We start from the raw sequence: 24,382 nt of genomic DNA, 5'->3' as shown, positions 1-24,382 counted from the left end.
GGGTCCGCGTCGCCGGACGCGACGCGGACCCGCCCCGGTGGCGATCACCGTGGTCGGGTAGATCCCGTCCGGCGCCACGGCCCCAGGGCGGACCATGCCGCCCCCGGCCGCCGGGTCTGCGTGCTCGCGGTCGCGGGACGTGTCAGCATTCCGCCATGGCGCAGTCCGTCCTCGACACCTCCTTCCCCTCGCACGCGCACGGCGGGCCGGTCGCCCCGGCGTCGCGCAGGACCCGGACGGTCCTCGCCGCGGCCCTGGTCCCGGCGATGCTCGCCACGCTCGCCGGGCTGTTCCTGCTGTGGCCCGACGACGGAGCGGTCCCCGAGCGGATCCCGGCCGTCGTCGAAGGGGCGACGACGGTCGACGCCACCGTCGTCGAGGCGCCACCGGACGGCGCCGGCGTCCGGGTGCGTCTCGCGAGCGGCGAGGAGACCACGATGGCATCCCCGGGACCATCGGTGCCGCTGTTCCCCGGTGACCGGATCGTCGCCGTGGACATCTCGGCCGTCTCGCCGATGTCACCCGACCCGCTGGTCTTCAAGGACCATCAGCGCCGGGTGCCGGTGGGCTGGCTCGCCGCCGCGTACGCCGTCGTCGTCCTGGCCGTGGCCCGGTGGCGCGGTCTCGCGGCGCTCGCCGGCCTCGGCATCGCGTTCGCCGTGTTCCTCGGCTTCACCATGCCGGCCCTTCTCACGGGGGAGTCCGCGCTGGGCGTGGCGCTGGTGACGTCGTCGCTGGTGATGTTCGTGACGCTCTACCTGGCGCACGGCCTCAGCGCGCGGACCTCCGCGGCGCTGCTGGGCACGTTGCTCGGGCTCGGCCTGACCGCGGGGATCGGGGTCTGGGCGGCGGGTGCCACGTACCTCGGGGCGGCCGACCACGACGCCCAGTTCCTCCTGACCGAGGCGCCCCTGACGGATCTGCGTGGCGTGGCGCTGTGCGGCCTCGTGCTCGCGGGCATGGGCGTGCTCAACGACGTGACGATCACGCAGGCGTCGGCCGTGTGGGAACTGCGGGAGGTGGCGCCCGGCGCGCCACGGCACGTGCTGTTCGCCCGCGCCATGCGGATCGGGCGCGACCACATCGCCTCCACGGTCTACACGATCGCGTTCGCCTATGTGGGCGCGGCGCTGCCGCTGCTCATGATGGTGTCCCTGGTGGACCAGTCGCCGGTCCTGGCGTTGACGTCCGGCGAGATCGCCGAGGAGGTGGTCCGGACGCTCGTGGGGTCGATCGGGCTGGTCCTGGCGATCCCGATCACGACGGCGATCGCCGCGCTGGCGGTACCGGGGCCGGCGCGGGAGGCGGCGTGGGAGGCGGCCGCGGCATCAGCCGTCTGACCGCCCCACCGCCGGTTCAGCGGTCGCGGCGTACCAGGACCACGCTGTCGAGCAGCGTCGCCGGCTCGCCGTCGGGGCTCGTGGTCGCGCGCTCCCGGGTCTCCGCCGCGAGGACGGTCCAGCCGTCGTCGAGCGTCAGGGCCGCGAGATCCCCCTCCGGGCCGGGGAAGGGATGGTCGGGCACCATCTCCGGTGGAGCCCAGGACGGTGGCGCGGCATGGGCGAGGACCAGCAGGCGGCCGCCGGGAGCGACGAACGTGGTGGCGCGCCGGAGGATGTCGGCGCGCGGGATCTCCACGGGCCACGACTGCAGGAACGAAGCGGTGACCAGGTCATACCTTCGTTCCGTGGTCCAGGTGGCCAGATCGGCCGCGAGAAGTTCGAGCCGCTCCGGCGCGAGGCACGCGGCCGACGCCGCGGCACGTCCGCGGGCGACGGCGGTGGGGGACAGGTCGACGCCGGTGACCGTCCAGCCCTGCCGGGCGAGCCAGACGGCGTCGCCGCCCTCACCGCAGCCCAGGTCGAGCGCGCGGCCCGGGGGCAGCTCGGCGGCGACGTCGGCCACCACCTGGTTGACACGCCCTGACCAGACCTTGTCGGCTCCGGCGTACCGTTCCTCCCAGAACTGCGCGGGGGTCGTCGTGTCGCTCATGGGGCGGGCTCCGCGACGGCGCGGTCGAAGTCCTCGGTGACCAGGGCCATGTTCACGGCACCGCCGGTCAGGGCGCCCGCCCCGACGGCCATCGGCACCGTCGCGGCGGGGTTGACCACGTTCCCGACGGCCCAGATGCGCCCGGCGCTCGTCCGGCCCGTCTCGTCCACCTCGACGAAGCTCCCCAGGGGAGTCTCGGTGCGGGACAGCCCCAGGTGGGCGAGGAAGGTGTCGTGCGGCTCGGGCTGCCCGCCGGAGAAGATGGCGTCCACCGCGACGGTCGCACCGTCCTCCGTGCGCACTCCCGTGATGGTCTCGCCGTCACCGAGCACCTCGGTCACGGCAGAGGTGACGAGCTCGATGCCGCGAGCCCGGAGCCGCGTCTCGGCCTCGGGCTCGATCGCGCCGGCGCCCCCGGCGAACACCACGACGTCGTCGCTCCACTGCCGCACGAGCTGGGCGCGATGCACGTCCATCGGTGAGGTCGCGAGAACACCGAGTCGCCGGTCGCGCACCTCCCAGCCGTGGCAGTACGGGCAGTGCAGCACCGTCCTGCCCCAGCGCTCGGCCAGCCCGGGCAGCTCCGGGAGCCGGTCGGTCATGCCGGTCGCGACGACGAGTGCCCGCGCCGACGACGTCGTCCCGTCGTCGAGGGCGACGGTCACGACGTCGTCCGCCTCGTCCACGCGGTCCACCCTGCCGCCCCGGATCTCGACGCCGTAGCCGGCCGCCTCCCGGCGCCCGCGAGCCAGCAGCTCGGCGGGGTCGGTTCCTTCGTTGCCCAGCACTCCGTGCATGTGGGCGGCGAACCGGTTGCGCGGGCTCCCGGCGTCCACCACGAGGACCCGGCGCCGGGCCCGGCCCAGCATCAGCGCGGACGACAGTCCCGCCGCACCGCCGCCGACGACGATCACATCCCATGTCTCGTTCATGCGGCCACCATCACCGGCGAGCTAGGCTGGGTGCAAGTGATCTTGCAGAATTGGCAAGGAGGTTCCGTGTCCGACGACCTGAGACAGATCGGTCCGCGCCTGCGCGCCGCGCGCCGGGCCCGCGGCTGGACCCTGGACGACCTGGCCTCCCGGGCGGGGATGTCGGCCAGCACCCTCTCCCGGCTGGAGTCGGGCAAGCGGCAGGCGAGCCTGGAACTCCTGCTGCCGCTGACCCGCCGCCTCGGCATCCGCGTCGACGATCTCCTGCCGCCCGAGGACACCGATCCTCGCGTGCGGCGGCCGGTGGTCCGCCGCGACGGCCTGGTCATCGCGCCGCTCGCGCCCGAGAACTCGCCGATCCACACCTACAAGATCACCTACCAGCCCGCCGCGACCCTGCCCGAGCAGCGCGTCCACGACGGCTACGAGTGGTTCTACGTGCTCAGCGGCAGGCTGCGCCTGCGGCTCGGTGCCCAGGACCTGGTGCTCACCCGTGGCGAGGCCGCCGAGTTCGACACGCGCACGCCGCACGCCATGAGCGCCACCGGAGGAAAGCCGGCCCAGGTGATCAGCATCTTCAACGACGACGGCGCCCGGATCCACACCCGCACGGACGCGCCGCACGAGGAAGGCGGCTGATCCGGCGGCACGGCGGATCAGGAGCGCGAGCCGAGCCAGGGGCTCAGGACGTCCTGGCGGCCCAGCCAGGACAGGCCGCCGTCGGCGATCTCGTCGGGCCGGACGAGGGCGTCGTGGAAGGCGTCGACCAGGTCGTGACGGACGTCCTGTTCGGTGCTCGCGTCGTCGTCCGCGGATCCGACGACGACGATCCGCGTGTGCGGCTCGGCCGACGCCGCGGCCTCGTCCCAGGTGCCGAGGTCGCCGAGGAAGAGCTGTCCGCCGGCACCGTCCCACAGGCAGGCGGACAGCGGGCGGTCCACGACGTGGAACACGCCGCGGCTCCGCAGGCGCCCGGTGCCGAGGTCCTCGATGCGGTCCAGCAGGCGTTCCGGGTGGAAGGGCCGGTCGGAACGCAGTTCCAGGGTCCAGCTCCGGTCGCCCGTGGCGTGTGCGTCGCCCGTCGCCCGGCGCGCCCCCAGCGGGTTGCTGCGGCGTTCGCCGCGCACCGGGTCGTGGCGGCCCGCGGCCAGGTCGGCGGCCGTCACGCCGTGGAGGCCCTCCACCCGTGCCGAGTCCTCGGCCCGGAGCCGGTCGACGAGTCCCGACCCGGTGGGCGCCGCCACCGCCTCGCCGGCGGCCACGACGAGATCGGCGTGCTCCACCTGGGCGGCGAGGGCCTCGCCCACGGAGCGCTCGTCGTCGGGGGTCAGGGCGATGCCGCGCTCGGCGAGGAGGTCGGCGGCGAGCAGGTCGTGCTCGAACGTCTCGACGTCGGCGACGGTCGCGGCCGTCGCGATCCGGGCCCCGTCCAGGAGGCCGCCGCGTCGCGTCTCCGCGGTGAGGGCGCGCGTCACCGGCAGCGACTCGGCGCTGACGGGCAACGCCATGATGACGTCGCTCCAGCGCCCGTCCTCGGTGAGCGCGGCGAGCGTGGGCAGCGCGTCCTCCCGCACGGCGCACGACAGGCACGCGTGCTCGAGCGGCACCAGCACCTGTTCGACGACGCCGGACGCGTCGACCACCACGCGCCTGATCAAGCCCTCCTCGGCGAGGATGTCGTGCCGCAGCGCCACGGTGCCCGGTGAGTCGACGACGAGGCCGAGCACGGCGGAGTCGCGCAGGACGGGGTCGACCGACGCGAGCACGCTGATCGGGACGCGCTGGTCGGCAGGGCGGTGACGGGGCATACGGACCTCCTCGGGGTCGGCGTGCGGCCGCCCGCGGCCGCCACACGCATTTGATAACCATTCTCAATGCGGGTACTGTACCCCGAGTTTGAGAACGATTGTCATGAGCGAGGAGAGGAAGCCATGTCGGCCGTCTGCCAGGTGCTCGGCACCAAACCGGGGTTCGGGAACTCGGTGTCGCACTCCCATCGGCGCACCAGGCGCCGCTGGAACCCGAACATCCAGAAGAAGCGCTACTGGGCGCCGTCGCTCGGGCGGCACGTCACGCTCCGCGTGAGTGCGAAGGGCATCAAGACGATCGACCGGCGGGGGATCGACGTCGTCGTGGCCGAGATCCTCGCGCGGGGGGAGAAGGTCTGATGGCCAAGAAGTCGAAGATCGCCGCGGACGAGCGCCGCCGCGCCGTCGTCGCGAGGTACGCCGAGCGGCGCGCGGAACTCAAGCGCGTGATCGCGTCCCCGTCCGCCTCCGAGGGGGCGAAGGTCGAAGCTGCCGCGGAGCTCCGGCGGCAGCCGCGCGACGCGAGCGCCACGCGCGTGCGCAACCGCGACGTCGTCGACGGCCGGCCGCGCGCCCACCTGCGCAAGTTCGGGCTGTCCCGCATCCGGCTGCGCGAGATGGCGCACCGTGGCGAGCTGCCCGGCGTGACGAAGTCGAGCTGGTAGGCCCGGCCGCGAGATACCGCCGGATACCGCGCGATACGGCGAGACACCGCCAGACACCGCCAGAAGTGCCGCGAGAAGAAGGAGAACCGAGATGAAGGTGCGCGCCTCCCTGCGCTCCCTGAAGGACAAGCCCGGCGCGAAGGTGGTCCGCCGCCGTGGCCGGACCTTCGTGATCAACAAGCTCAATCCCCGGTGGAAGGCGAGGCAGGGCTGATGGCCACGAAGCGCGCCGACCTGCGCCCGATCATCCGCATGGTCTCCACCGCGGGGACCGGCTTCACCTATGTCACCCGGAAGAACCGGCGCAACGACCCGGACCGGCTCGTGCTGCGCAAGTACGACCCGGTCGTTCGCCGCCACGTCGAATTCAAGGAGTCCCGATGAACACCCCGTCCTTCACCCGCCGTCGCACCCGGCGGGCCGCCGTGGCCGTGGCCGCCGCGCTGCCGCTCGCGCTTCTCGGTGCCTGCGCCTCGACCGGCTCGTCGGCCGTCCCGGAGGAGGCCGAGGCGACGCCGTCCGCCTCCGAGAGCAACGCGGCGACCGAGGCGCAGTCGCGTACCGCGCGCATCGCCGTCACGTACGACGGCGGCATCAAGGTACTCGACGCGCTCAGTCTGGAGGAGGTCGGCGACATCCCGCTCGACGGCTTCAACCGGCTCAACCCGGCCGGCGACGAACGGCATCTGATGGTCTCCACCACCGGCGGGTTCCAGGTGCTGGACCTGGGCACGTGGGCCCAGGCGCACGGCGACCACGCGCACTACTGGACGGCGGACCCGGTGCTGACCGACACGGTGTACCCGGCGACCGAGCCCGGGCACGTCGTCGTCCACGAGGGGCGGACGGCGCTGTTCGACGACGGGACCGGGGAGGTCTCGATCCTCGACGCGGAACACGTGGCCGACGGCGAGCCGGCGCGGTCCGAGACCCTTCCGGCGCCGCATCACGGTGTGGCGGTCGAGCTGACCGACGACACGCTCGTGGTCTCCGAGGGGACCGAGGAGGAGCGCACCGGTATCCGGGTCCTGGACGCCGACGGCGAGGAGCTCGCCGCGAGCGACGACTGCCCCGGCGTGCACGGTGAGGCCATGGCGGCCGACGAGGCGGTCCTGATCGGCTGCGAGGACGGCGCGATCCTGGTGCGCGACGGCGAGATCACCAAGGTGGACGCGCCCGACTCCTACGGGCGGATCGGGAACCAGGCGGGCTCCGAGGAGTCGCCGGTGGTGCTGGGCGACTACAAGGTGGACCCGGACGCCGAGCTCGAGCGTCCCGAGCGCGTCTCCCTGATCGACACCCGGTCGGGCGAGCTCACGCTGGTCGACCTGCCGTCGTCGTACACGTTCCGGTCGCTGGCGCGCGGTGACGACGGCGAGGCTCTCGTGCTCGGCACCGATGGTCAGGTGCACGTGATCGACCCGGAGAAGGGCGAGGTGGTCGACTCGATCGAGGTGATCGATGCCTGGGAGGAGCCGTTGGAGTGGCAGGAGCCGCGCCCGTCGATCCTGGCGCTGGACGGGTCCGTGTACGTGACCGACCCGGCCGACGGGGCCATTCACGCCGTGGACGTCCAGACCGGCGAGGTGTGGAAGTCCGCGGAGCTGGGCGTCGCACCGAACGAGATCGCGGGAGTGCTGGGCGAGATGCCCGATCACGACGCCCACGAGGGGCACGACCACGAGGGCGACGAGCACGTCCATGAGGACGAGGGCCATGAGGACGGCGAGCACGCTCACGAGGGCGAGGGTCACGAGGACCACGAGGAGGGCTGACGGATGAAGCGGGGAATCCATCCCGAGTACGGGCCGGTGGTGTTCCGGGACCGCAGCGCGGGCTTCGCGTTCCTGACGCGATCCACCCTGGTAGGCCGCACGCAGGCCGGACCCGGCCGTCCCGATGCCACGATCGAGTGGGAGGACGGCAACACCTATCCGCTGGTCGACGTCGACATCTCGAGCGCGAGCCACCCGTTCTGGACGGGCGGTTCGCGCGTGGTCGACACCGCCGGGCGCGTGGAGAAGTTCCGGCAGCGGTACGGGGCGCGCGGTGGCGCAGGTGGGGCGGCCGGCGGTGCTCAGGCGGCGGCCGGCGGCGCCCCGAGCGGAAGGGAGCGTGCCTGATGGCGGTTCCGAAGCGAAAGATGTCGCGGTCCCGGACGAGGTCCCGCCGTGCGCAGTGGACGACGAGCCTGCCGGCACTCGTCCCGGTCGCGACGCCGGACGGGAGCGTGGTGCGCGTGCCGCGGCGTCTCGCCCGGGCGGCTCGCCGCGGGGTGCTGTGACCGGTCGTTGAACGCGCGGTCCGGTCCGGGGTGGGGGTCCCGGACCGGGCCGCGTCCGTGTGCTCAGAGGGTGTGTGCGGGCACGGGGGCGTGGTGCCGTACGTCCACGAGCAGGCCGGCCACGATCTCGTCGGCCCAGCGGGCCGCCCGGTCGCCGTCACGATCGGCGACCAGGACGTGGCCGATCCGGTCGTTGTTGTCCGCCGCGCGCAGTACCGCACCCGGATGGGGCAGATCGAGAGCGAGCACACGGGCGTCCCCGGTCAGCGCCTCGGCACCGGCCACTCCGGCCAGGAAGCCGTCTTCCGGTGCCAGGAGGAACCGGACGGCGGCGCTGCCCGCCGCCGGCGGGGCCGCGGCCGGCTCGCGCCCCAGGGCCAGCTCGGTCAGCACTCGCAGCGGGTCGTACCCTGTCACGAGCCGCACCAGGTCGAAGATGTATCCGCCGCCCTGACGCGGGTTGAGCTCGACCAGGCGAGGTCCGTGCGCGGTGAGCCGCACCTCGGTGTGGCTGATGCCGTGGGAGTAACCGACCGCGTCGAGCACCCGGGTCACGTGTCCCGTGATCGTGGCCCGTTCGGCGGCGTCCAGCGGTGCGGGGAAGTCGTGACCGCTCTCGACGTAGCCGACGGCGTGCGTGCCGCCCGTGACCGGGCGGCTCACCTCGGTCACCGATTTGGCGGTCACGCCCAGTACCGTGGTGACGCCGTCGCGGGTGACCGCCTCGACGCTGTACTCCGGACCCTCCAGCACCTGCTCGACCAGTGCGAGACGGGCCAGCGGCTGGTCCCGTGTGTTCCGTTCGGGCGCGGTGATCTCGGCGAACGCGTCGGCCAGGGCGGTCTCGCCGGAGACGCGCCGCACCGCGGTGCCGGAGTTCAGGTCCACCGGCTTCACCACCACCGGGTAGCCGAGGGCGGTCGCGGCGGCGCGCGCCTCGTCCCAGGTCGCCGCGACGGTGTGGGGCACGTCGGGAATGCCGGCACGCGCCATGGCCGCCCGGACCCGGTGCTTGTTCGTCGCGGTGCGCAGCGCGTCCGCCGGCGAGCCCGGCAGCCCGAGAGCCTCGGCCACGACCGCCACCGTCGGCAGGTAGTAGTCGCACGTGCTCAGCACCCCGCCGATGTCGTGGCGGGCGGCGACCCGGTGGGCGGCCTCGACGGTGGCGTCGTCGTCGTTGGTCTCCGCGACCACGACCTCCGCGGCGAGTTCGAGCACGGGATGCGTGCCGCCGTCCGGCAGTGCGTAGACCCGTGGATCTCGCGTGACCAGCACATATTCGTGCCCGAGCGAACGTAGCAGCGGAGGGAGGCTCAGCCCGGTGGACTGCAGCCAGCTCTCGATCATCAGCAGGGTGGGCACGGGAGGAGGACCTTCCTGGCTCGTCGGAACGATTCGCGCAGGATCGTATCGCGACTCTGAGATTCATTCTCATGATGGGTGCGGTCTGTGGACGGCCGGCCGCCACGAGGGCGGCCGTCGGACGCGGCGGGAAGCCCGCACCGTCCCGGCGCGCGCCCGGCAGGATGATCTGCCGATAGAATCGCTCGGCCATGCCACTCTTCCGTCGACACCCCGAGCCGCGAGCGAGGAACCGTCCGCCGCGAGCGAGGAACCGTCCGCCGCGCGCGGGAGACCGGGGGCCGCGCGCGGAGCAGGCGGTCCGGGTGGTCACGGATTCCACGTCGGGACTGCCCCTGGACGCGCCGGGGTCCGGCCCGCGCGTCGTTCCTCTGCGGGTGGTGACCGAGCAGGACTCCTACGACGAGTCCGTGGACGTCACCGCTGCCGACGTCGTGCGCTGGCTCGACGCCGGCACCCGCGTCACCACCTCCCAGCCGTCCCCGGAGCGTTTCGCGTCCCAGTACCGGGACCTCGCGGACGAGGGCGCACACGCGATCGTCTCCCTGCACCTGTCGGGCGAACTGTCCGGTACGGTCGGCGCGGCCGGCGCCGCGGCGGCGCGCTCGCCGCTCGCGGTCCAGGTCGTCGACTCCCGGACCGTCGGGCCCGGCCTCGGGTTCGCCGCCCGGGCAGCCGCGGAGTGCGCGGCGGCCGGCTGCGACGCCGCACACGTCGCGGCGCGAGCACGTGCCGTGGCGGACTCCTCGACCTCGGTGTTCATGGTCGACACGCTGGAGCATCTGCGCCGCGGCGGACGCCTGTCCGGCCCCGCCGCGGCGCTGGGAACGGTCCTCGGCGTCCGGCCGATCCTCACGATGCGCGACGGCCGCATCGAGCTCGCCCAGCGGGTACGTACCCGCGCGGCCGGGATGGAGCGCCTGCTCGATGTGGCCGGCGAGTCCATCGCGGCCGCCACCAGACCCGTGGTGGGCGTGCAGCACTTCGGAGCCCCGGAACGCGCCGGCACGCTGGCCGGACGGGTGCGCACGCGCACGCGGGCCGAGGTGGAGGTCTCGGACATCAGCGCGGTCATCGGGGTGCACGTCGGTCCCGGAACGCTGGCCGTCGTCGTCGCGGACCTCGGTGACCACGCGCACTGACCGACCGCGGCGAGGTGCCCGGCGGGCGCCGGCGCGCCGTGTCACTCGCCGAGGACGGTGCGGAGCGTGGCCGCGAAGCCGGCCGGGTCACCCGCCGGCTGGCCGTACTCACCTCCCATGAAACCGTTGTGACCGCCCGGGAAGACGGTGGCTTCCTGGCCGAGCTGCCGCGCCGCGCCGCGGGAGGCACGACCCGTGATCTCGTCGCCCGTGTCGGCCCCCACACCGATCACGACCCGCGTCCCCGGACGGGCCAGGGCCGTCCAGTCCGGCTGGTGCCGCGGCATCCACACCATGCTGGACGAGAACATCACGTCGTCCCGGGCCCCGTCGTCCTCGGCCGGGATCCCGAACGCGGCCGGGTCGGGAGCCGGCCGGTCGAGGTACTCGGGGGTCAGCTCACCGGACTCCATGACGAGGGCGATGAACTTCGCCGTCGCGTGACCCGACCCCTTGGCCAGGTAGGTGTCGTGAACGTCCCGCATGGCGGCCACCACGACGTCCCGGTCCGGTAGAAGGTCGGCAAGCGGCGGTTCGTGGGCCACGACGGTGCGCAGCAGGTCCGGGTGACCGGCGGCCAGCTCGAGCGCGACGACCGCCCCTCCGCTCGATCCCAGGAGATCGACCGGAGTGCCGCCGGCGGTGGCCTCGATGACCCGGAGGACGTCACCGGCATGGTCCGCGGCCTGTGTGCCGCTACCCGGTTCACGGGTGCTGCGTTCCACGCCTCGTGGGTCGTACGTGACGACCACCCGGTCGGAGAAGTGCTCGGCGAGGCTGTCGAAGCCGTGCGCACCCATCGGAAGGCCGATCATGACCAGCGGAGGGGCGCCGGACGGCGTCACCGGCTCCCGCACGTCGTAGGTGAGGACGGCGCCGGGGGCGTCGAGGGTCAGTGACTTCTTCTCGGACATCGCGAGGTCTCCTTCTGGGGCGGGGCGACGGCGTGTTCGCCGCTTCGTGAGGTTGACGCCGGTGCGGCACGGAACTCATCGGTGCTGCCGGGAGCCATTTCGGTGAGAGGCCGCCGCCGGCGCTCACTCGGCGCTCGACCCGGAGAGACCCGATCGTGAACACCGCTCGAGGGCATCCCGTGCCCGTGCGCCCCTGCGCAGAGGACACCGACAGCGGGCTGTGCCTCGCCCGACCTGTGCACAGGGGGTGCCGGGTACCCCGGGAACGTGTTTCCCGCCCGCCTAGCTTCGGGGCATGAGAGCAGACACGGACGTGATGCCGGTGGCGCACGAGACCACCGACGACCTCGTGGACCGACTGCGGCAACGGCGGTCCGCGGGCAGGGTCGCCACCGCCTACGCGGCGGCACACGGGCACCCCGTCGGGACCGACGACGACGGCACGGCACGACGCTGGTTCCTCGATCGACGCCCAGGCGTCGTCGCGGTCGTCGCGGTCCTGCTGCTCGCATGCGCGGCCGGTGTCGTCGCACTGGGCTGGGACACCTTCGGTACCGGAGGCGTACGGCCGGTCGGCTCCGCCGCCGGGGCGAATGACGGCACGGCGGACGGGACCACCACCGACGGGTCCGGCACGGACCCCGGCACCGGCGCGGGCATCGTCACAGGGGCCGGCGAGCAGGCACCGGCCGGACCAGGCGGTGGCGTGGACCGGTCCGGCGTTGCCGGGACCGGCACCGGAACGAGCTCCGACAACGAGAGCGGAACGGGCACGGGCGTGGTCGCACACGTCGTCGGCGCGGTGCGGGAGCCAGGGCTCGTGGAACTACCCGGCGGCGCACGCGTCGCGGACGCCGTCGAGGCCGCGGGCGGCCCGACGAGCGAAGCCGACCTGTCGGGCGTGAACCTGGCCCGGCCCGTCAACGACGGCGAACAGATCCACGTCCCGCGGCCCGGAGAGGCCCTCGCCGCGTCCGACGGTACGAGCCCGGAGGAAACCGCCGGCTCCCCGGGCGGCGGAAACGGCGAGGCGGTCGACCTCAACACCGCCGACGCCACCACGCTCGAGACCCTGCCCGGCATCGGACCGGCGCTCGCGCAACGGATCATCGAGTGGCGCACGGCCAACGGCCCTTTCGCCGCGGTCGACGAGCTCGACGACGTGTCCGGGATCGGGCCGGCCGTACTGGAACAGATCCGTCCGGTGGCACGCGTATGAAGAGCATCGACCTGCGCCTGGTGCCCGCCGCGATGCTGGCCTGGATCGGCGCCTGGACCGCGACAGGGGACACCGCCGCTCCGGCGCTCGCAGTCGCGTGCGGATGGCTCGCGGCGCTCACGGGCGGCGGCATGATCGCACTCGCCGCGTTGCGCGGGACGCGGCGGGGCGGGCGTGCGACCGGCGGCGCGGGGATCGCCAGAGCAGGGGGCAGCGGTGTCGTGCACCTGGCGCTCGCTGCCGCGTGCTCGCTCGGGGTCGTCGCGACGGCAACGGTGACCACCTCACGGGCCGCCACGATCGAGGGGCTGGCGAGCGGCGGGTTCACCGGTGAGCTGGTGGGAACGGTGATCTCGCAACCAGAGCCCGTCCCGTGGGGCGGACCGGCGCCGGCCGGGACGGCATCGGGTGCGGGGAACGGCACCGCCGGCGGTGACGGGAACGCGGGGCAGCGGGAGGCGGCCGGGCCCGTCCGCTTCATGCTGGACGTCCGCCAGGTCACGGCGCGGCGGGTGACCGAGGCGACGCGCGCCCGGGTGATGGTCACGTGGACGCCGCCGAGCACCGAGGCGGACGGCACCGTGGGAACCGGCGGCACGCACGGCGTGGCCGTGGCCGGCCCGCGGTTCGGCGCGACGGTCGTCGCGCGTGGCCCGCTGCGGTCCGCCGAACCGGGCCGGGCCGAGTCCGCTCGCCTCGCCGCCGACGTCCTGACCGTGCAGCGGTCGCCCCCGGCAGCGTTGCGGCTGCTCGAACGGCACCGAGACGCCCTGATGGCGGTGACCGAGGATCTCGCGCCACAGGCCAGGGGCCTCGTGCCCGGAGCGGCCATCGGCGACACCACCCGCCTGCCCGGACCGCTCGCCGAGGCGATGGAGAACTGCGGTTTGACCCACATCACGGCCGTCTCGGGCGGGCACTTCGCGATCGTGATCGCCCTGCTCACGGGTATCGCCGGCACTCTCGGCGCGCCGCGCTGGGCCCGCGTCGTGCTCCTCGCCGTCGCCGGCACCGCCTTCGTCGCGCTGGTCCGGCCCGAGCCGAGCGTCCTGCGGGCCGCGGTCATGGCAGGGTTCGCCTTGGTCGGGACGGTGCTCGGGCGGCCCGCCCAGTCCGTGCCCGCACTCGCCGGAACGGTGATCGGGCTGCTGGTCGCCGATCCATGGCTCGCACGCTCCTTCGGCTTCGCGCTGTCGGCGGCGGCCACGGCCGGGCTGGTGCTGCTCGTGCCCCCGCTCGTGTCGCGAATCGCGCCCTGGACGGGAAGACCCGTCGCCTTCGCGGTAGCCGTCCCGCTCGCCGCGCAGGCGGCCTGCGGGCCCGTGCTCGTCCTGCTCGAGCCGGAGGTGTCACTCGTGTCGGTGCCGGCCAACCTCCTCGCCGCGCCGGCCCTGGTCCCCGCGACGGTCCTCGGCCTCGGCGCCACGGTGCTCGCCCCGTGGTGGCCGTGGGCCGCCCAGCTGGTGGCCTGGGTCGCGAGCGGCGCCACCTGGTGGATCGCCCAGGTGGCGCTTCACGCCTCGGCCGTGCCGGGCCGTGCGGTGCCCTGGCCCGGTGGACCGGGAGGCGCCGTCCTCCTGGCCGTGGCGACGGCGGCAGGATGTGCGCTGCTCCTTGCCTGCCGCCCGCGCGGGTGGCCGGACGCGTGGCGACGAGGCGCCCGCTCCCGGGCCCGGCAGGCCTACCGGGCTGTGGCCGGGAGCGGTCCCGGGGCACGAGGAAGACGTCCGCCCGGCAGCGGGAGACACATGCCGCTGCTCACCGGCCTCGTGGTCGTCTGTGTCGTGCTCGGCGCCGTGGTGGTTCCGCGCGTCGCCACCCGCTCGTCCGTGCCGCACGACTGGGTGGTCGCCGCCTGCGACGTCGGACAGGGGGACGGCTTCGTCGTCCGGACCGGCCAGGCATCCGCCGTCGTCGTGGACGTGGGACCCGACGGTGACGCGGCCGGCCGCTGCCTCGACGAGCTGGGCGTCACCAGGGTGGACCTGCTCGTGCTCAGCCACTTCCACGCCGACCACGTGGGCGGCCTGACCGCGGTGCTCGCCGGACGGCAGGTCGACTCGGCGCTGGTGTCGCCCTTGCCGGAGCCGGAAGCGAACGCGGCCCGGACTCTCGACGAACTGGCGTCGGCCGGTGTCCCGGTGAGGAGTGCCGTCGCCGGGAGCCGCGGAACCGTGGGGGCCGCAACCTGGGAGGTGCTGCTCGCCGGACTGTCCGGCACCGCGCCCGGCACGCCTCCGGGGCGTGGGACCGGTGGGGCGCACACGTCGGGTGTCGGTGCGAACGACGCGAGCGTGATCCTGCTCCTGCGCGTGTCGCAGCTCGAGATCGTGCTCCTGGGTGATCTGGAGGACGCGGGCCAGACTGCGCTGTTCGCCGAGACGCGACGCCGCGGGGTCGCGGACGTCGACGTGGTCAAGGTGGCCCATCACGGGTCCCGGACCCAGTCGCCGGCGCTCGCGGAGCAGTTGAGCCCAGCCGTGGCGCTGATCTCCGCGGGCGAGGACAACGGGTACGGCCACCCGACCGACGCGGCGCTCGACCTGTACGCGGGGGTGGGCGCGGCCGTGCTGCGCACCGATGAGTGCGGCACGTTCGTGTTGACCGTCCGGGACGGTTCCCTGGCGGTCGGCGGATGCTGAGGATCCGGAGACGATCCCGTCGGGATGTCGGAGAGCCGAACTACAGTTTCCCTCGTGCCTCCAGCTACTCGTCGCAGGACCGGTTCCCGCCCATCGGCCAAGACTCCCGGTCGCTCGTGGGACGAGCCCGCGCTCGCCCCGGTCGTCCTGGTGCGCGGTGCGGAGCCGCTGCTCACCGAGCGTGCGGTCGACGGCGTCGTCCGCCTCGCGCGGGAGCGCGACCCCGAGGTCGAGAAGGTCGAACTCGAGGGCGCGACCTACACGGCGGGGCAGCTCACCGTCGCCGCGAGCCCGTCCCTGTTCGGTGAGGCGAAGATCGTCGTCGTACGGGGTGCGGAGTCGGGCACGGAGGACCTCGTCCAGGACGTCGTCGCGTACGTCGCCCGGCCGGACGAGGAGACGACGGTCGTCGTGGTGCACGGCGGTGGGCAGCGCGGGAAGAAGATGCTCGACGCGGTGATCAGGTCGGGCGCGCCGGTGCTCGTCTGCGATCCGATCACGCGGGACGGCGAGAAGGCGTCGTTCGTCATGAACGAGTTCAAGGCGGCCCGCCGTCGGGCGGACGCGGACGCCGTGCGGGCGCTCGTCGACGGGCTCGGGAACGACCTGCGTGAACTCGCCTCTGCCTGTTCCCAGCTCATCGCGGACACAACCGGGACGATCACCGAGGCCACCGTCGACCGGTACTACGGAGGCCGGGTCGAGGCGACCGGCTTCCGCGTGGCCGACGCGGCGGTCGCCGGAGACCCGGGTGCCGCCGTCTCCCTTCTTCGGCATGCGCTCTCCACCGGGCTCGACCCGGTGCCGATCGTGGCCGCCCTCGCCGTCCGGCTGCGGAACCTGGCGAAGGTCGCCGCGATGCGTGGCGGCGGGATCACGGCCCGCGATCTGGGCATGGCGCCCTGGCAGGTGGATCGCGCCACCAAGGACCTGCGTCGCTGGACGCCGGAGGGGCTGGCCGCGGCGATCAGCGCGGTCGCCCAGGCGGACGCGGACGTCAAGGGTGAGGCCCGTGATCCGGTCTACGCGGTCGAGAAGGCCGTTTTGGCCATAACGCAGGCCCGTCGCGGGTAGCCCGGACAAGACACCTGCCGGCGGGTGGTGAAGGATCGTGCGGAGTACTTTTCGCAACGAAGCTGGAGTAACTCCATGACCCCCGAAGTCTGGAAGACGATCGCGATCGTCGGGTACCTCGCCGCGATGCTGGGTATCGGCTACGCGGCGTTCCGCCGCACCGATGATCTCGACGACTACATGCTCGGTGGCCGCCGGCTGAGCCCGGGCGTCGCCGCGCTCAGCGCCGGGGCGTCGGACATGTCGGGCTGGCTGCTGATGGGGCTGCCGGGCGCGATCTACGTGAGCGGGCTCGTCGAGTCCTGGATCGCGATCGGCCTGACGATCGGTGCGTGGCTCAACTGGAAGTTCGTCGCGCCCCGTCTGCGCGCGTACACGGAGACCGCGCGCAACTCGATCACGATCCCGAGCTACTTCGAGAACCGCCTCCACGACACGTCGCGCCTGCTGCGCGTCGCCTCCGGCGCCATCATCCTGGTGTTCTTCACCTTCTACGTCTCCTCGGGCATGGTGGCCGGCGGCACCTTCTTCGAGGGATCGTTCGGGTTCGACTACACGACCGGGATCTGGGTCGTCGGCGGGGTGACGCTCGCCTACACGTTGTTCGGCGGGTTCCTCGGCGCCACGTGGACCGATGTCGCGCAGGGCTGCCTGATGCTGCTCGCCCTCGTGGCCGTCCCGGTCGTGGCCTTCGTCGATCTGGGCGGCTGGGGACCGGTCCGGGAGGGCATCCTCGCCGCGGAGACGAGCGAGGCGGTCAACCACCTGTCCTTCCTGGCGGGCGCGTCCGCCACCGGAGTGATCTCCGCCGCCGCGTGGGGCCTGGGGTACTTCGGCCAACCGCACATCATCGTGCGCTTCATGGCGATCCGCTCTCCGCGGGACGCCGTCGCGGGCCGGCGCATCGGTATCAGCTGGATGATCGTGAGCACCGTCGGTGCGATCGTCACCGGTCTGATCGGCGTTGCCTACGTGAACGTCCGTGGCGCGACGCTGGACAACCCGGAGACGGTGTTCCTCTACCTCTCGCAGGTCCTGTTCCACCCCCTGGTCGCGGGTCTCGTGCTGGCCGCCGTTCTCGCGGCGATCATGTCGACGATCTCCTCGCAGCTGATCGTCTCCTCCTCCGCGCTGGTGGAGGACCTCGTCAAGATCACGGGCAAGCAGATGACCGCTCGCACCCAGGTGGCACTGGGCCGCCTCGGCGTGCTGGTGGTGGCCGTGGTCGCCGGGCTCATCGCGTTCGACCGCACCGACACCATCCTGGATCTGGTCGGATTCGCCTGGGCAGGCTTCGGTGCGGCGTTCGGTCCCATCGTCATCCTGAGCCTGTACTGGCGCCGCCTCACCCGCTGGGGTGCGCTGGCGGGCATGGTGGTCGGTGCCACGGTGGCCTTCGTGTGGGGCCGGTCCCCGCTGGCCGACACGCTCTACGAGATCGTCCCGGGCTTCCTCCTGGGCGGGATCGTCGCGATCGTCGTCAGCCTGCTCACCCCGGCGCCGTCGGAGTCGATCCGCGAGGAGTTCGCCGAGGCGACGCGCCGCGCGACGGCGAAGGACGCCGTCCAGGCGTGAGGGCCTCACAGGCTCCGGCCCTCACCCCGACCAGGTAGGGCCGCCCCGGAAGGGGCGCGCGGCTCGCGGGACGGTGGTGTCTCATGACGACCGTCCCGCGAGCCGCGTCTCTCCGTCACGGTTCGCAGCCCACTCCGTCCCCGTCGCTGTCCAGCCCGTAGACGTCCGATCCGGTCACCCGGACCGGGCCGCTGACGTACGCGGGGCCGTTGCCGCTGCCGCCCGCACAGTCGACGTCCGAGGCGATCGGCACGCAGCCCGAGTAGTTGGGATCACAGTTCGAGGGCTCCGGCTCGGGAGGAGGCGGAGGAGGAGTACGGGTGCCGATCGACGTGACCTGGTCGACCGGTTTCCTGGTGACCACCTTCTTGATGACCTCGCGGTCCGTCTCCTCGCCGTCGACGTAGGTGATGCGGACCGTCGTGGTGCGGACGCCCTTGACGCCCTTCGTCGTGACCTTCTTCGTTCCCTTGTCGAGGTTCGGGTCGTTCTTCGTGACCTTCTGGAAGGGGATCGCTTCCTTCTTGGTGACCTTCTTGGTCGTCGTGACCGGTTCGGGCTCCGCCGTCGGACTCGGTGTGGCCGCCGGGCTCTCCGAAGCCGTCGGGCTCTGCGACACCGCGGGCCCGGACAAGGCGCTCGTCGGCCCGGGGGCGGCACACCCGGACATGCCGAGCGCGGTCGTGATCGCCGCGGCGCAGACCACAGCGGCCATGACTCGATGGATCTGGGGCATCGGAGTGACCTCCTTTGGTATGACTCCGATCTGAGGCGACCCACCGTAGCCGGTTTCCGTGCTTTGGTATAGCTTGGTCGTAAAAGACTATTTCACCCCGGCCGCGTCGGCCGGTTTCCGGGTACACCGAAAGGCGCCGCTGCCCTAAAGGGCAACGGCGCCTTTCGCAGCGATCAGCGTGGAGGCTCGATCAGAGCGCGTCGACCTGCTTCGCGATGGCCGACTTGCGGTTCGCGGCCTGGTTCTTGTGGATGACGCCCTTCGAGACAGCCTTGTCGAGCTTGCGGGCCGCCGTCTGCAGCGCGGTGGACGCGGCCTCCTTGTCGCCTGCGGCGACGGCCTCGCGCACCTTGCGCACGTGCGTCTTGAGCTCGGACTTGACGGCACGGTTGCGCTGGCGCGCCTTCTCGTTCGTCTTGATGCGCTTGAGCTGGGACTTGATGTTTGCCACTGGTGGACTTCCTGGTGTGTTCGCCTGACGGCGAGCGGATAGGTCGTAGAGAGCGGACGCAGACCCGGGACTGGGGTGGGGAACCCGTGGAGAGGGGCTGCGACGGTGCCCGCCGACCTGGGCGGACACGCAGCCCTCAACGGTACCAGACGGCGCGCCGTTGTGGTTCCCGGAAAGATCGTCGACCTGACGGCCCTCCGTGGCCGATCTCACGCCCGCGCGTGCCCCCGGCAACATCTCTCGGCCTCGCCGCCTCCTAGGATCGGGCCATGACCCGCGCGAGTGTACGAGGACCTCTGCAATGGGCCGTGGTGGTCCCCGTCCTCGCGGTCACCCTGCTCGCCGCGACCTGGACGCACCACGCACACCCGGCGGTGCTCGTCGCGATCGCCGCCGTCCTGGCGGGATCGGTGCTCGCGGCCGTCCACCACGCCGAGGTCGTGGCGCACAAGGTGGGCGAACCGTACGGCTCACTGATCCTCGCGGTCGCGGTGACGGTGATCGAGGTCGGCCTGATCGTCATGCTGATGTCGAGCGGAGGCGATGGCGCGAGCACCTATGCGCGCGACACCGTGTTCGCGGCGGTGATGATCACGTTCAACGGGATCGTGGGCCTGTCGCTGCTGGTGGGTGCGGCAAAGCATCACCTGGTGAGCTTCAACGCCTCCGGCACGGGGTCGGCTCTGGGCACCGTGGTCGCCCTGGCCACGGTGACGCTCATCCTGCCGAGCTACACGTCCTCGGCGCCCGGCGGGGAGTACACGCCGTTCCAGCTCGGCTTCGCCGCGGTGGCGTCCCTGGTGCTGTACGGGGCGTTCGTGTTCACCCAGACCGTGCGGCACCGTGCCTTCTTCCTGCCCGTCACGTCCGACGGCGACGGCCGCGTCATCGGGGTGATCGACAAGGACGACGCCGAACTCCTGTCCCCTCCGTCGGGCCGGGAGGCGCTGTTCTCCCTCGGCCTGCTCGTCACGTCGCTCGTGGCCGTGGTGGGGCTGGCGAAGCTGCTGTCGCCCACGATCGAGCAGGGCGTCACCTCGGCCGGCTTGCCCCACACGGTGGTCGGTGTGGTGATCGCGCTCCTGGTCCTGGCGCCCGAGTCCATCGCTGCCGTGCGCAACGCCGCCCGGAACCGCGTGCAGACCAGCCTCAATCTGGCCTACGGCTCGGCGATGGCCTCCATCGGCCTCACGATCCCGACGATCGCGGTCGCGATGATCTGGCTACCGGGAGAGCTCTGGCTCGGGCTGAACCAGACGCAGGTGGTGCTGTTCGCCGTGTCGGTCGTGGTGGCGATCCTGAGCATCGTGCAGGGCAGGGCGAAGACACTGCAGGGCGTCGTGCATCTCGTCCTGCTCGCGGCATTCGTCGTCGTCTCCGTACAGCCCTGACGTGGCCGGCCGAGCGGAGACTCCTCGCTCCGGCCGGCCCACGGCTCCTCGCTAGAGCGCGGCGGCCACCCTGTCGAAGATCGCCTTGTCGAGGACGTCCCCCTCGCGCCGGACCGCGTCGGGCGCGATGCGGATGACACGGTTGAGCCGCACCTCGCTGGGGCGGCCCTGGCGATCCCAGCGACCGGTACCGATGTCCATCCAGCGGCGCCCCCCGCGGCCGTCCTGCTCGCCGTGCCGCACATGGTCCTTGCTGGTGAGCTGGAGGCCGAGGAGCCACTTCCCGTCGCGCCCGACGAGCAGCACGGGCCGGTCCTTGCCCTGGCTGTGGTCCTCCTCGTAGGGCACCCAGGTCCACACGACCTCGCCCGGGTCGGGCTCGCCGTCCAGGTTCGGGGAGTAGACGGGGCGGAGAGTGCCGAGGTAGTCCCCGGGGTAGGCGCCGTTGCCGGTCGAGGGAGACTGCGTCCCCCGCCCGCCGCCGCCCGGCGGTCGGGGCGTGGGAGCCGGCGTGCCCGAGGACGCGGTGCTCGGCGCCGACCGCGCGGACCGCCCGTCCCGGTCGCCGTCGGACAGCAATGCCTTGAGGACTGCCCGGGCGATCTCGCCGAGCAGCCGGACCCATCGGTTGTCGCTCACGCCGGAAGGGTACCGGCCGAACGGGCGGTGAGGACGGGTGGACGTGGGGCTCAGGTGAGCTCGAGGGCGCGGTCCATGTACTTCACGACCTCGTCGAAGATCTCCTCGTCGAGGATGTCGCCCTCGCGGCGCACGTCGTCGGGGTCGATCCGGATGACCCGGTTGATGCGGACCTCCGAGTCGCGGCCGTCCCGGTCCCAGGCGCCCGTACCGATGTCCATCCAGATACGGCCCTCGCGCGCCTCCTGCAGGGCGTCGTGGTCGTGGTCCTTGCTGGAGAGCTGCAGGCCCAGGAGGTACGGGCCGTCCCGGCCGACGAGCAGCACCGGGCGGTCCTTCCCGCGGGAGTGGTCCTCCTCGTAGGGCACCCATGTCCAGACGACCTCGCCGGGGTCGGGCTCGCCGTCCAGTTCCGGGTTGTAGACGGGCCGGACCTCGCCCTCGAAGTCGCCAGGGTAGGGATTCTCCGCTGAAAATGTCACGAAGCGGACGCTACCGGATCGGCTCAGGTGCGCAGCGGATGACCCGCGGCGACCGCCAGCGTCCCGTCGCTCCAGTGCGGCCGGACCTCGATCGGTGGCGTGAAGGTGACCGGCAGGCGCATCGGACGACGTTCCCAGGGCGAGGGGAACCACTCGATCTGGTCGACGTCGATGGCGAGGCGCACGTCGAGCCGCTTCAGCAGGGTGTCCACCGCGTTCCGGGTGACGATTCGGGCGAGCCGTGGAGCCGGGCAGCGGTGCGGTCCGTTGCCGAAGGCGAGCTGGCTGCGGTTCTCGGCGCGGTCCCAGGCGTCGTGGCTCTGCCGGGCGATCTCGTGGCTGGCCGCACTCACGGCGAGGACCAGCGCGTCGCCGCGCTCGATGTACTTGTCGCCCATCAGGAAGTCCTTGGTCGCGATGAGCGGCGGCAGGTTGCCGCTCGGCGAGTTTCCCCACAGAGTCTCCTCCATGGCCTGGTCCACACCGTAGTAGCCGCTCCCGACCATGCCGGGCGCGCGGCGGTCCGTCAGCAGGCTGAGCAGCGTGGACGACACCCAGGACTCCAGCGGCCCGTTGGCGCCGGCCAGGACGGTGATCAGGGAGTGGGCCACCTCCACCGGCGCGGTGAAGGCGCCGTGCTCGATGAGCCTGCTCGTGAGGTCGTCGGTCGGCTCGGCATACCGGGCGCGGATGTGGTCGGTGAGGATGCCCTCGAGCTCGGGGAGCACGTCGGTGTTGCTCGCCACCGGACTCATCACCTCACGTGCCAGGTGAGCGACGCGGCGGCCGGTGCGGAAGTCGAACCCGAAGAGCTGGCCGACGGCCAGCAGGGGAAGCACGGCGGAGTACTGGGAGACGACGTCGGCCTTGCCGTCCTCGGCGAACTCGTCGATGAGCTGGTTGCACGTGCGCCGGAGCATCGCGCCGAGCAGGGGCTCGTCGAGGTCGTTGAAGACGTCGTCCAGCGGCGCGCGCAGCCGTGCCCGTTCGGCACCGTCCTGGAAGTGGGAGGAGAACCGTTCGGTGGGCGGGATCATCGGCAGCAGCCTGGTGCCGGTGGACAGCAGTCCGCGGGAGTGGCCGTTCCAGTTCTCGCTCCGGCGCGTGAACAGCTTGTCGTCCCGGGCGATCCGGACGATGTCGGCGTGCTCGAGCACGAGCCAGGCCGGGACCCCGGGCTCCAGCTCGACCGGTGCGACCGGCCCCCACTGATCCCGGAGACCTCGGTAGACCGCGTGCGGGTCGGGAGCCGTGGTGGTCCGGGTGATGGGCATGAGATCGGTGAGCTCGGTGAGCCTCACGGGCTGCGGCATGTCGGTGCTCCGGCAGTCGGGACAGAAGGGCGGGCCCGGCATGGCGCGGGCCGTGCCCATCCTGCCGGTAACCGGTCAAAATGGGCACCTACCTGGGAGTATTTCACCTTCACTGGGGTGGCGGAAGCCTGTTTCCGATGCTAAAAGCGTCGCCCTCCGGTCAGGGGACGATCGGCTCCGCCAGGACGGCGTCCAGATCCTCGCGGGCACCGCGTACCGTGAGGCCGGCCTGCTCGGGGGTGAGCCGGCGCCAGAGCAGCAGGGCGAGCGCGCGGGACGAACCCGTGACCGTCACGTCGGGCACGATCTCGCGTGCGCGGTCGGATGTCGGCGAGCCCAGGAGCCACGTGCCGATGCCGGCCGTGTCGTCGGCCTGGAGCAGGACGTGGACGTGCAGCGGTCGCATCCGGCCGAGCCCCACCTGCCGCGGCTGGAACACGGTGACCACCTCGTCGACCGCATCGGCCCACACCTCGGGCGGGATGTCCCCGACCAGGTCCTCACGGGCGTGTCCACCGGTGGCCGCGTGGAGGTCGTGCAGGTGGACGAGGGTCTCGTGCGCCTGGCGCCGGTGCCAGAACGACACCGGCCCGGGCCCGAGCGGCTCCGGGTGCGACAGCACCCGGGCCGGGGCGTCCGGTGCGAGGAGACGGAACGTCTCGCGCAGTTCCGCGGCCCGTGCGGCGTAGTGCGGCGCCAGCTCGAACGGGCCCTCGCCCAGTGGCGGCGTGGCCTGGCCGCGGGCCTGCGCCGCGGCCCAGTGGTGGATCTGCGCGAGATGCTCCACGAGATCTCGCACGGTCCAGTCGCCGCAGGCCGGTACGGCGGCCGTGGGGTCCACACCGTCGATCCCGGCGTGGAAGGCATCCTGCAGCCGTTCGAGCACGGCCAGGTGGTCGAGGGTCTCGCGGCGCGTGGCGGGACCGTTCTGCATGCCGGCTGTGGTCATGCGCTCACGGTAGCGTCGCACGCCGACACTCAGATCAGGTCGACCAGATCCGCGATCGAGTCCACGACGCGGCTCGGGCGGAACGGGTGGTTCTGGACCTCGTGCGGGCTCGTGGAGCCGGTGAGCACGAGGAACGTCTGCAGACCGGCCTCCAGGCCGCCCATCACGTCGGTGTCCATCCGGTCCCCGATCATGGCCGTCGTCTCGGAGTGCGCGCCGATCCGGTTCAGGGCGGAGCGGAACAGGATGGGATTCGGCTTCCCCACGAAGTACGGCTTGCGGCCCGTGGCCGCGGTGATCATGGCGGCCACCGAGCCCGTGGCGGGCAGCGGCCCCTCCTGCGACGGGCCCGTGACGTCGGGGTTGGTCGCGATGAACCGCGATCCTGCCTGGATCAGACGGATCGCGCGGGTGATCGCCTCGAACGAGTAGGTGCGGGTCTCGCCGAGCACGACGTAGTCCGGATCGGACTCCGTGAGCGTGTAGCCCGCCTGGTACAGGGCCGTGGTGAGACCCGCCTCCCCGATGGCGTAGGCACTGCCACCCGGGATCTGCTCGTGCAGGAACTGGGCCGTGGCCAGCGCCGAGGTCCAGATCGCCGTCTCGGGCACCTCGATGCCGCTGGACGACAGGCGTGCACGCAGGTCGCGTGCGGTGAAGATGGAGTTGTTCGTCAGGATGAGGAAGGGCACGTCCTTGTCACGCAGGCGCTTGACGAAGTCCGCCGCGCCCGGCAGTGCCGTTCCCTCGTGGACCAGGACGCCGTCCATGTCGGTGAGCCAGGACTTGATCTCGCGCTCGGACATCGTGTG

Annotated in this window: 27 protein-coding genes; 15 read left to right on the top strand and 12 right to left on the bottom strand. The window is 72.5% G+C overall.

Annotated features, from left to right (window positions below; genetic code table 11):
- Positions 1-155: 155 nt before the first annotated feature.
- Positions 156-1,340 (top strand): YibE/F family protein, encoded by a 1,185-nt coding sequence (locus J0911_RS03545; protein ID WP_207274082.1) that lies wholly within the window; start codon positions 156-158, stop codon positions 1,338-1,340.
- A gap of 16 nt (positions 1,341-1,356) precedes the next feature.
- On the opposite strand, the gene J0911_RS20140 is transcribed toward J0911_RS03545, so the two are convergent.
- Together J0911_RS20140 and J0911_RS20135 are read right to left on the bottom strand one after the other, a co-directional pair.
- Positions 1,357-1,992 carry a class I SAM-dependent methyltransferase gene (locus tag J0911_RS20140; RefSeq protein WP_242636220.1) on the bottom strand — a complete coding sequence of 212 codons (636 nt, stop codon included), beginning with the start codon at positions 1,990-1,992 and terminating at the stop codon, positions 1,357-1,359.
- Positions 1,989-2,924 (bottom strand): NAD(P)/FAD-dependent oxidoreductase, encoded by a 936-nt coding sequence (locus J0911_RS20135; protein ID WP_242636219.1) that lies wholly within the window; start codon positions 2,922-2,924, stop codon positions 1,989-1,991. The genes J0911_RS20140 and J0911_RS20135 overlap by 4 nt, the downstream gene beginning before the upstream one ends.
- 66 nt (positions 2,925-2,990) lie before the next feature.
- Between J0911_RS20135 and J0911_RS03535 the strand changes: the two genes are divergently transcribed.
- Positions 2,991-3,563 carry a helix-turn-helix domain-containing protein gene (locus tag J0911_RS03535; RefSeq protein ID WP_207274081.1) on the top strand — a complete coding sequence of 191 codons (573 nt, stop codon included), beginning with the start codon at positions 2,991-2,993 and terminating at the stop codon, positions 3,561-3,563.
- A gap of 17 nt (positions 3,564-3,580) precedes the next feature.
- Here J0911_RS03535 and J0911_RS03530 read toward each other — a convergent pair whose 3' ends face one another.
- Positions 3,581-4,732, bottom strand: coding sequence for a GTP-binding protein (locus J0911_RS03530; protein WP_207274080.1), 1,152 nt, complete (start codon positions 4,730-4,732; stop codon positions 3,581-3,583).
- A gap of 123 nt (positions 4,733-4,855) precedes the next feature.
- On the opposite strand from J0911_RS03530, the gene rpmB reads away from it, so the two are divergent.
- The 7 genes from rpmB to rpmF all read left to right on the top strand — a co-directional run bounded on the left by rpmB (position 4,856) and on the right by rpmF (position 7,681).
- Positions 4,856-5,092 carry a 50S ribosomal protein L28 gene (rpmB, locus tag J0911_RS03525; protein WP_207274079.1) on the top strand — a complete coding sequence of 79 codons (237 nt, stop codon included), beginning with the start codon at positions 4,856-4,858 and terminating at the stop codon, positions 5,090-5,092.
- The gene (gene rpsN / locus J0911_RS03520; protein ID WP_207274078.1) at positions 5,092-5,397 is read left to right on the top strand and encodes a 30S ribosomal protein S14; all 306 of its coding nucleotides are present in this window, start codon (positions 5,092-5,094) and stop codon (positions 5,395-5,397) included. Before rpmB ends, rpsN begins: the two co-directional genes overlap by 1 nt.
- 91 nt (positions 5,398-5,488) lie before the next feature.
- A complete protein-coding gene (gene ykgO / locus J0911_RS03515) occupies positions 5,489-5,611 on the top strand; it encodes a type B 50S ribosomal protein L36 (RefSeq protein ID WP_123813716.1) in 123 nt (40 codons plus the stop codon).
- A complete protein-coding gene (gene rpmG, locus J0911_RS03510; protein WP_207274077.1) occupies positions 5,611-5,781 on the top strand; it encodes a 50S ribosomal protein L33 in 171 nt (56 codons plus the stop codon). Before ykgO ends, rpmG begins: the two co-directional genes overlap by 1 nt.
- Entirely contained in the window at positions 5,778-7,172 is a 1,395-nt protein-coding gene (aztD, locus tag J0911_RS03505; protein ID WP_207274076.1) for a zinc metallochaperone AztD, read from the top strand. Before rpmG ends, aztD begins: the two co-directional genes overlap by 4 nt.
- A gap of 3 nt (positions 7,173-7,175) precedes the next feature.
- Complete coding sequence (locus tag J0911_RS03500; protein WP_207274075.1) at positions 7,176-7,520, top strand: type B 50S ribosomal protein L31; 345 nt, start codon at positions 7,176-7,178, stop codon at positions 7,518-7,520.
- Positions 7,520-7,681 carry a 50S ribosomal protein L32 gene (gene rpmF, locus J0911_RS03495; protein WP_207274074.1) on the top strand — a complete coding sequence of 54 codons (162 nt, stop codon included), beginning with the start codon at positions 7,520-7,522 and terminating at the stop codon, positions 7,679-7,681. Before J0911_RS03500 ends, rpmF begins: the two co-directional genes overlap by 1 nt.
- A gap of 63 nt (positions 7,682-7,744) precedes the next feature.
- On the opposite strand, the gene J0911_RS03490 is transcribed toward rpmF, so the two are convergent.
- Entirely contained in the window at positions 7,745-9,043 is a 1,299-nt protein-coding gene (locus J0911_RS03490) for an ATP-grasp domain-containing protein (protein ID WP_207274073.1), read from the bottom strand.
- A 305-nt stretch (positions 9,044-9,348) separates the two neighbouring features.
- On the opposite strand from J0911_RS03490, the gene J0911_RS03485 reads away from it, so the two are divergent.
- Positions 9,349-10,185, top strand: a complete 837-nt coding sequence (locus tag J0911_RS03485; RefSeq protein ID WP_307864886.1) for a DegV family protein — start codon at positions 9,349-9,351, stop codon at positions 10,183-10,185.
- A 41-nt stretch (positions 10,186-10,226) separates the two neighbouring features.
- Here J0911_RS03485 and J0911_RS03480 read toward each other — a convergent pair whose 3' ends face one another.
- Entirely contained in the window at positions 10,227-11,099 is an 873-nt protein-coding gene (locus J0911_RS03480; RefSeq protein WP_207274071.1) for an alpha/beta hydrolase, read from the bottom strand.
- Between the two features lie 295 nt (positions 11,100-11,394).
- Here J0911_RS03480 and J0911_RS03475 point away from each other — a divergent pair, with 295 nt between their 5' ends.
- The 4 genes from J0911_RS03475 to putP all read left to right on the top strand — a co-directional run bounded on the left by J0911_RS03475 (position 11,395) and on the right by putP (position 17,609).
- The gene (locus J0911_RS03475) at positions 11,395-12,318 is read left to right on the top strand and encodes a ComEA family DNA-binding protein (protein ID WP_242636218.1); all 924 of its coding nucleotides are present in this window, start codon (positions 11,395-11,397) and stop codon (positions 12,316-12,318) included.
- The gene (locus J0911_RS03470) at positions 12,315-14,960 is read left to right on the top strand and encodes a ComEC/Rec2 family competence protein (RefSeq protein ID WP_207274070.1); all 2,646 of its coding nucleotides are present in this window, start codon (positions 12,315-12,317) and stop codon (positions 14,958-14,960) included. Before J0911_RS03475 ends, J0911_RS03470 begins: the two co-directional genes overlap by 4 nt.
- Before the next feature lie 54 nt (positions 14,961-15,014).
- A complete protein-coding gene (gene holA, locus J0911_RS03465) occupies positions 15,015-16,034 on the top strand; it encodes a DNA polymerase III subunit delta (RefSeq protein ID WP_307864885.1) in 1,020 nt (339 codons plus the stop codon).
- Between the two features lie 75 nt (positions 16,035-16,109).
- The gene (gene putP / locus J0911_RS03460) at positions 16,110-17,609 is read left to right on the top strand and encodes a sodium/proline symporter PutP (RefSeq protein WP_207274068.1); all 1,500 of its coding nucleotides are present in this window, start codon (positions 16,110-16,112) and stop codon (positions 17,607-17,609) included.
- A gap of 115 nt (positions 17,610-17,724) precedes the next feature.
- Here the strand turns inward: putP and J0911_RS03455 are convergent, their stop codons facing one another.
- Positions 17,725-18,345 carry a G5 domain-containing protein gene (locus tag J0911_RS03455; protein WP_242636217.1) on the bottom strand — a complete coding sequence of 207 codons (621 nt, stop codon included), beginning with the start codon at positions 18,343-18,345 and terminating at the stop codon, positions 17,725-17,727.
- A gap of 190 nt (positions 18,346-18,535) precedes the next feature.
- A complete protein-coding gene (gene rpsT, locus J0911_RS03450; RefSeq protein WP_207274067.1) occupies positions 18,536-18,796 on the bottom strand; it encodes a 30S ribosomal protein S20 in 261 nt (86 codons plus the stop codon).
- A gap of 269 nt (positions 18,797-19,065) precedes the next feature.
- Between rpsT and J0911_RS03445 the strand changes: the two genes are divergently transcribed.
- On the top strand, positions 19,066-20,187 hold the full coding sequence (locus J0911_RS03445; protein WP_207274066.1) for a calcium:cation antiporter: 1,122 nt from the start codon (positions 19,066-19,068) through the stop codon (positions 20,185-20,187).
- 51 nt (positions 20,188-20,238) lie between these two features.
- Here J0911_RS03445 and J0911_RS03440 read toward each other — a convergent pair whose 3' ends face one another.
- From J0911_RS03440 to J0911_RS03420, 5 genes are all read right to left on the bottom strand, one after another.
- The gene (locus J0911_RS03440) at positions 20,239-20,826 is read right to left on the bottom strand and encodes a type II toxin-antitoxin system PemK/MazF family toxin (RefSeq protein WP_207274065.1); all 588 of its coding nucleotides are present in this window, start codon (positions 20,824-20,826) and stop codon (positions 20,239-20,241) included.
- A gap of 50 nt (positions 20,827-20,876) precedes the next feature.
- On the bottom strand, positions 20,877-21,335 hold the full coding sequence (locus J0911_RS03435; RefSeq protein ID WP_242636242.1) for a type II toxin-antitoxin system PemK/MazF family toxin: 459 nt from the start codon (positions 21,333-21,335) through the stop codon (positions 20,877-20,879).
- On the bottom strand, positions 21,332-22,621 hold the full coding sequence (locus J0911_RS03430) for a cytochrome P450 family protein (protein ID WP_207274063.1): 1,290 nt from the start codon (positions 22,619-22,621) through the stop codon (positions 21,332-21,334). The genes J0911_RS03435 and J0911_RS03430 overlap by 4 nt, the downstream gene beginning before the upstream one ends.
- Positions 22,622-22,781: 160 nt before the next feature.
- Positions 22,782-23,570: a maleylpyruvate isomerase family mycothiol-dependent enzyme gene (locus tag J0911_RS03425; protein WP_242636216.1), complete on the bottom strand. Its 789-nt coding sequence runs from the start codon at positions 23,568-23,570 to the stop codon at positions 22,782-22,784.
- Between the two features lie 29 nt (positions 23,571-23,599).
- Positions 23,600-24,376: an HAD-IIA family hydrolase gene (locus tag J0911_RS03420; RefSeq protein ID WP_207274062.1), complete on the bottom strand. Its 777-nt coding sequence runs from the start codon at positions 24,374-24,376 to the stop codon at positions 23,600-23,602.
- Positions 24,377-24,382: the final 6 nt, after the last annotated feature.

The sequence above is a fragment of the Myceligenerans salitolerans genome (genome assembly GCF_017349295.1).
Taxonomy (GTDB): Bacteria; Actinomycetota; Actinomycetes; order Actinomycetales; family Cellulomonadaceae; genus Myceligenerans; species Myceligenerans salitolerans.
Note: the sequence above shows the minus strand (reverse complement) of the source record. Positions and strands in the feature narration are given on the sequence as shown.

Excerpts from the sequence above, each read along its gene's own strand:
- rpmF (WP_207274074.1), top strand. The coding sequence starts at position 7,520 with ATGGCGGTTCCGAAGCGAAAGATGTCGCGGTCCCGGACGAGGTCCCGC.
- J0911_RS03420 (WP_207274062.1), bottom strand. The coding sequence starts at position 24,376 with ATGTCCGAGCGCGAGATCAAGTCCTGGCTCACCGACATGGACGGCGTC.
- J0911_RS03445 (WP_207274066.1), top strand. The coding sequence starts at position 19,066 with ATGACCCGCGCGAGTGTACGAGGACCTCTGCAATGGGCCGTGGTGGTC.
- J0911_RS20135 (WP_242636219.1), bottom strand. The coding sequence starts at position 2,924 with ATGAACGAGACATGGGATGTGATCGTCGTCGGCGGCGGTGCGGCGGGA.
- J0911_RS03530 (WP_207274080.1), bottom strand. The coding sequence starts at position 4,732 with ATGCCCCGTCACCGCCCTGCCGACCAGCGCGTCCCGATCAGCGTGCTC.
- rpmB (WP_207274079.1), top strand. The coding sequence starts at position 4,856 with ATGTCGGCCGTCTGCCAGGTGCTCGGCACCAAACCGGGGTTCGGGAAC.
- J0911_RS03480 (WP_207274071.1), bottom strand. The coding sequence starts at position 11,099 with ATGTCCGAGAAGAAGTCACTGACCCTCGACGCCCCCGGCGCCGTCCTC.
- J0911_RS20140 (WP_242636220.1), bottom strand. The coding sequence starts at position 1,992 with ATGAGCGACACGACGACCCCCGCGCAGTTCTGGGAGGAACGGTACGCC.
- putP (WP_207274068.1), top strand. The coding sequence starts at position 16,110 with ATGACCCCCGAAGTCTGGAAGACGATCGCGATCGTCGGGTACCTCGCC.
- rpmG (WP_207274077.1), top strand. The coding sequence starts at position 5,611 with ATGGCCACGAAGCGCGCCGACCTGCGCCCGATCATCCGCATGGTCTCC.
- J0911_RS03425 (WP_242636216.1), bottom strand. The coding sequence starts at position 23,570 with ATGACCACAGCCGGCATGCAGAACGGTCCCGCCACGCGCCGCGAGACC.
- rpsN (WP_207274078.1), top strand. The coding sequence starts at position 5,092 with ATGGCCAAGAAGTCGAAGATCGCCGCGGACGAGCGCCGCCGCGCCGTC.
- J0911_RS03475 (WP_242636218.1), top strand. The coding sequence starts at position 11,395 with ATGAGAGCAGACACGGACGTGATGCCGGTGGCGCACGAGACCACCGAC.
- J0911_RS03470 (WP_207274070.1), top strand. The coding sequence starts at position 12,315 with ATGAAGAGCATCGACCTGCGCCTGGTGCCCGCCGCGATGCTGGCCTGG.
- J0911_RS03455 (WP_242636217.1), bottom strand. The coding sequence starts at position 18,345 with ATGCCCCAGATCCATCGAGTCATGGCCGCTGTGGTCTGCGCCGCGGCG.
- J0911_RS03545 (WP_207274082.1), top strand. The coding sequence starts at position 156 with ATGGCGCAGTCCGTCCTCGACACCTCCTTCCCCTCGCACGCGCACGGC.
- ykgO (WP_123813716.1), top strand. The coding sequence starts at position 5,489 with ATGAAGGTGCGCGCCTCCCTGCGCTCCCTGAAGGACAAGCCCGGCGCG.
- aztD (WP_207274076.1), top strand. The coding sequence starts at position 5,778 with ATGAACACCCCGTCCTTCACCCGCCGTCGCACCCGGCGGGCCGCCGTG.
- J0911_RS03430 (WP_207274063.1), bottom strand. The coding sequence starts at position 22,621 with ATGCCGCAGCCCGTGAGGCTCACCGAGCTCACCGATCTCATGCCCATC.
- J0911_RS03500 (WP_207274075.1), top strand. The coding sequence starts at position 7,176 with ATGAAGCGGGGAATCCATCCCGAGTACGGGCCGGTGGTGTTCCGGGAC.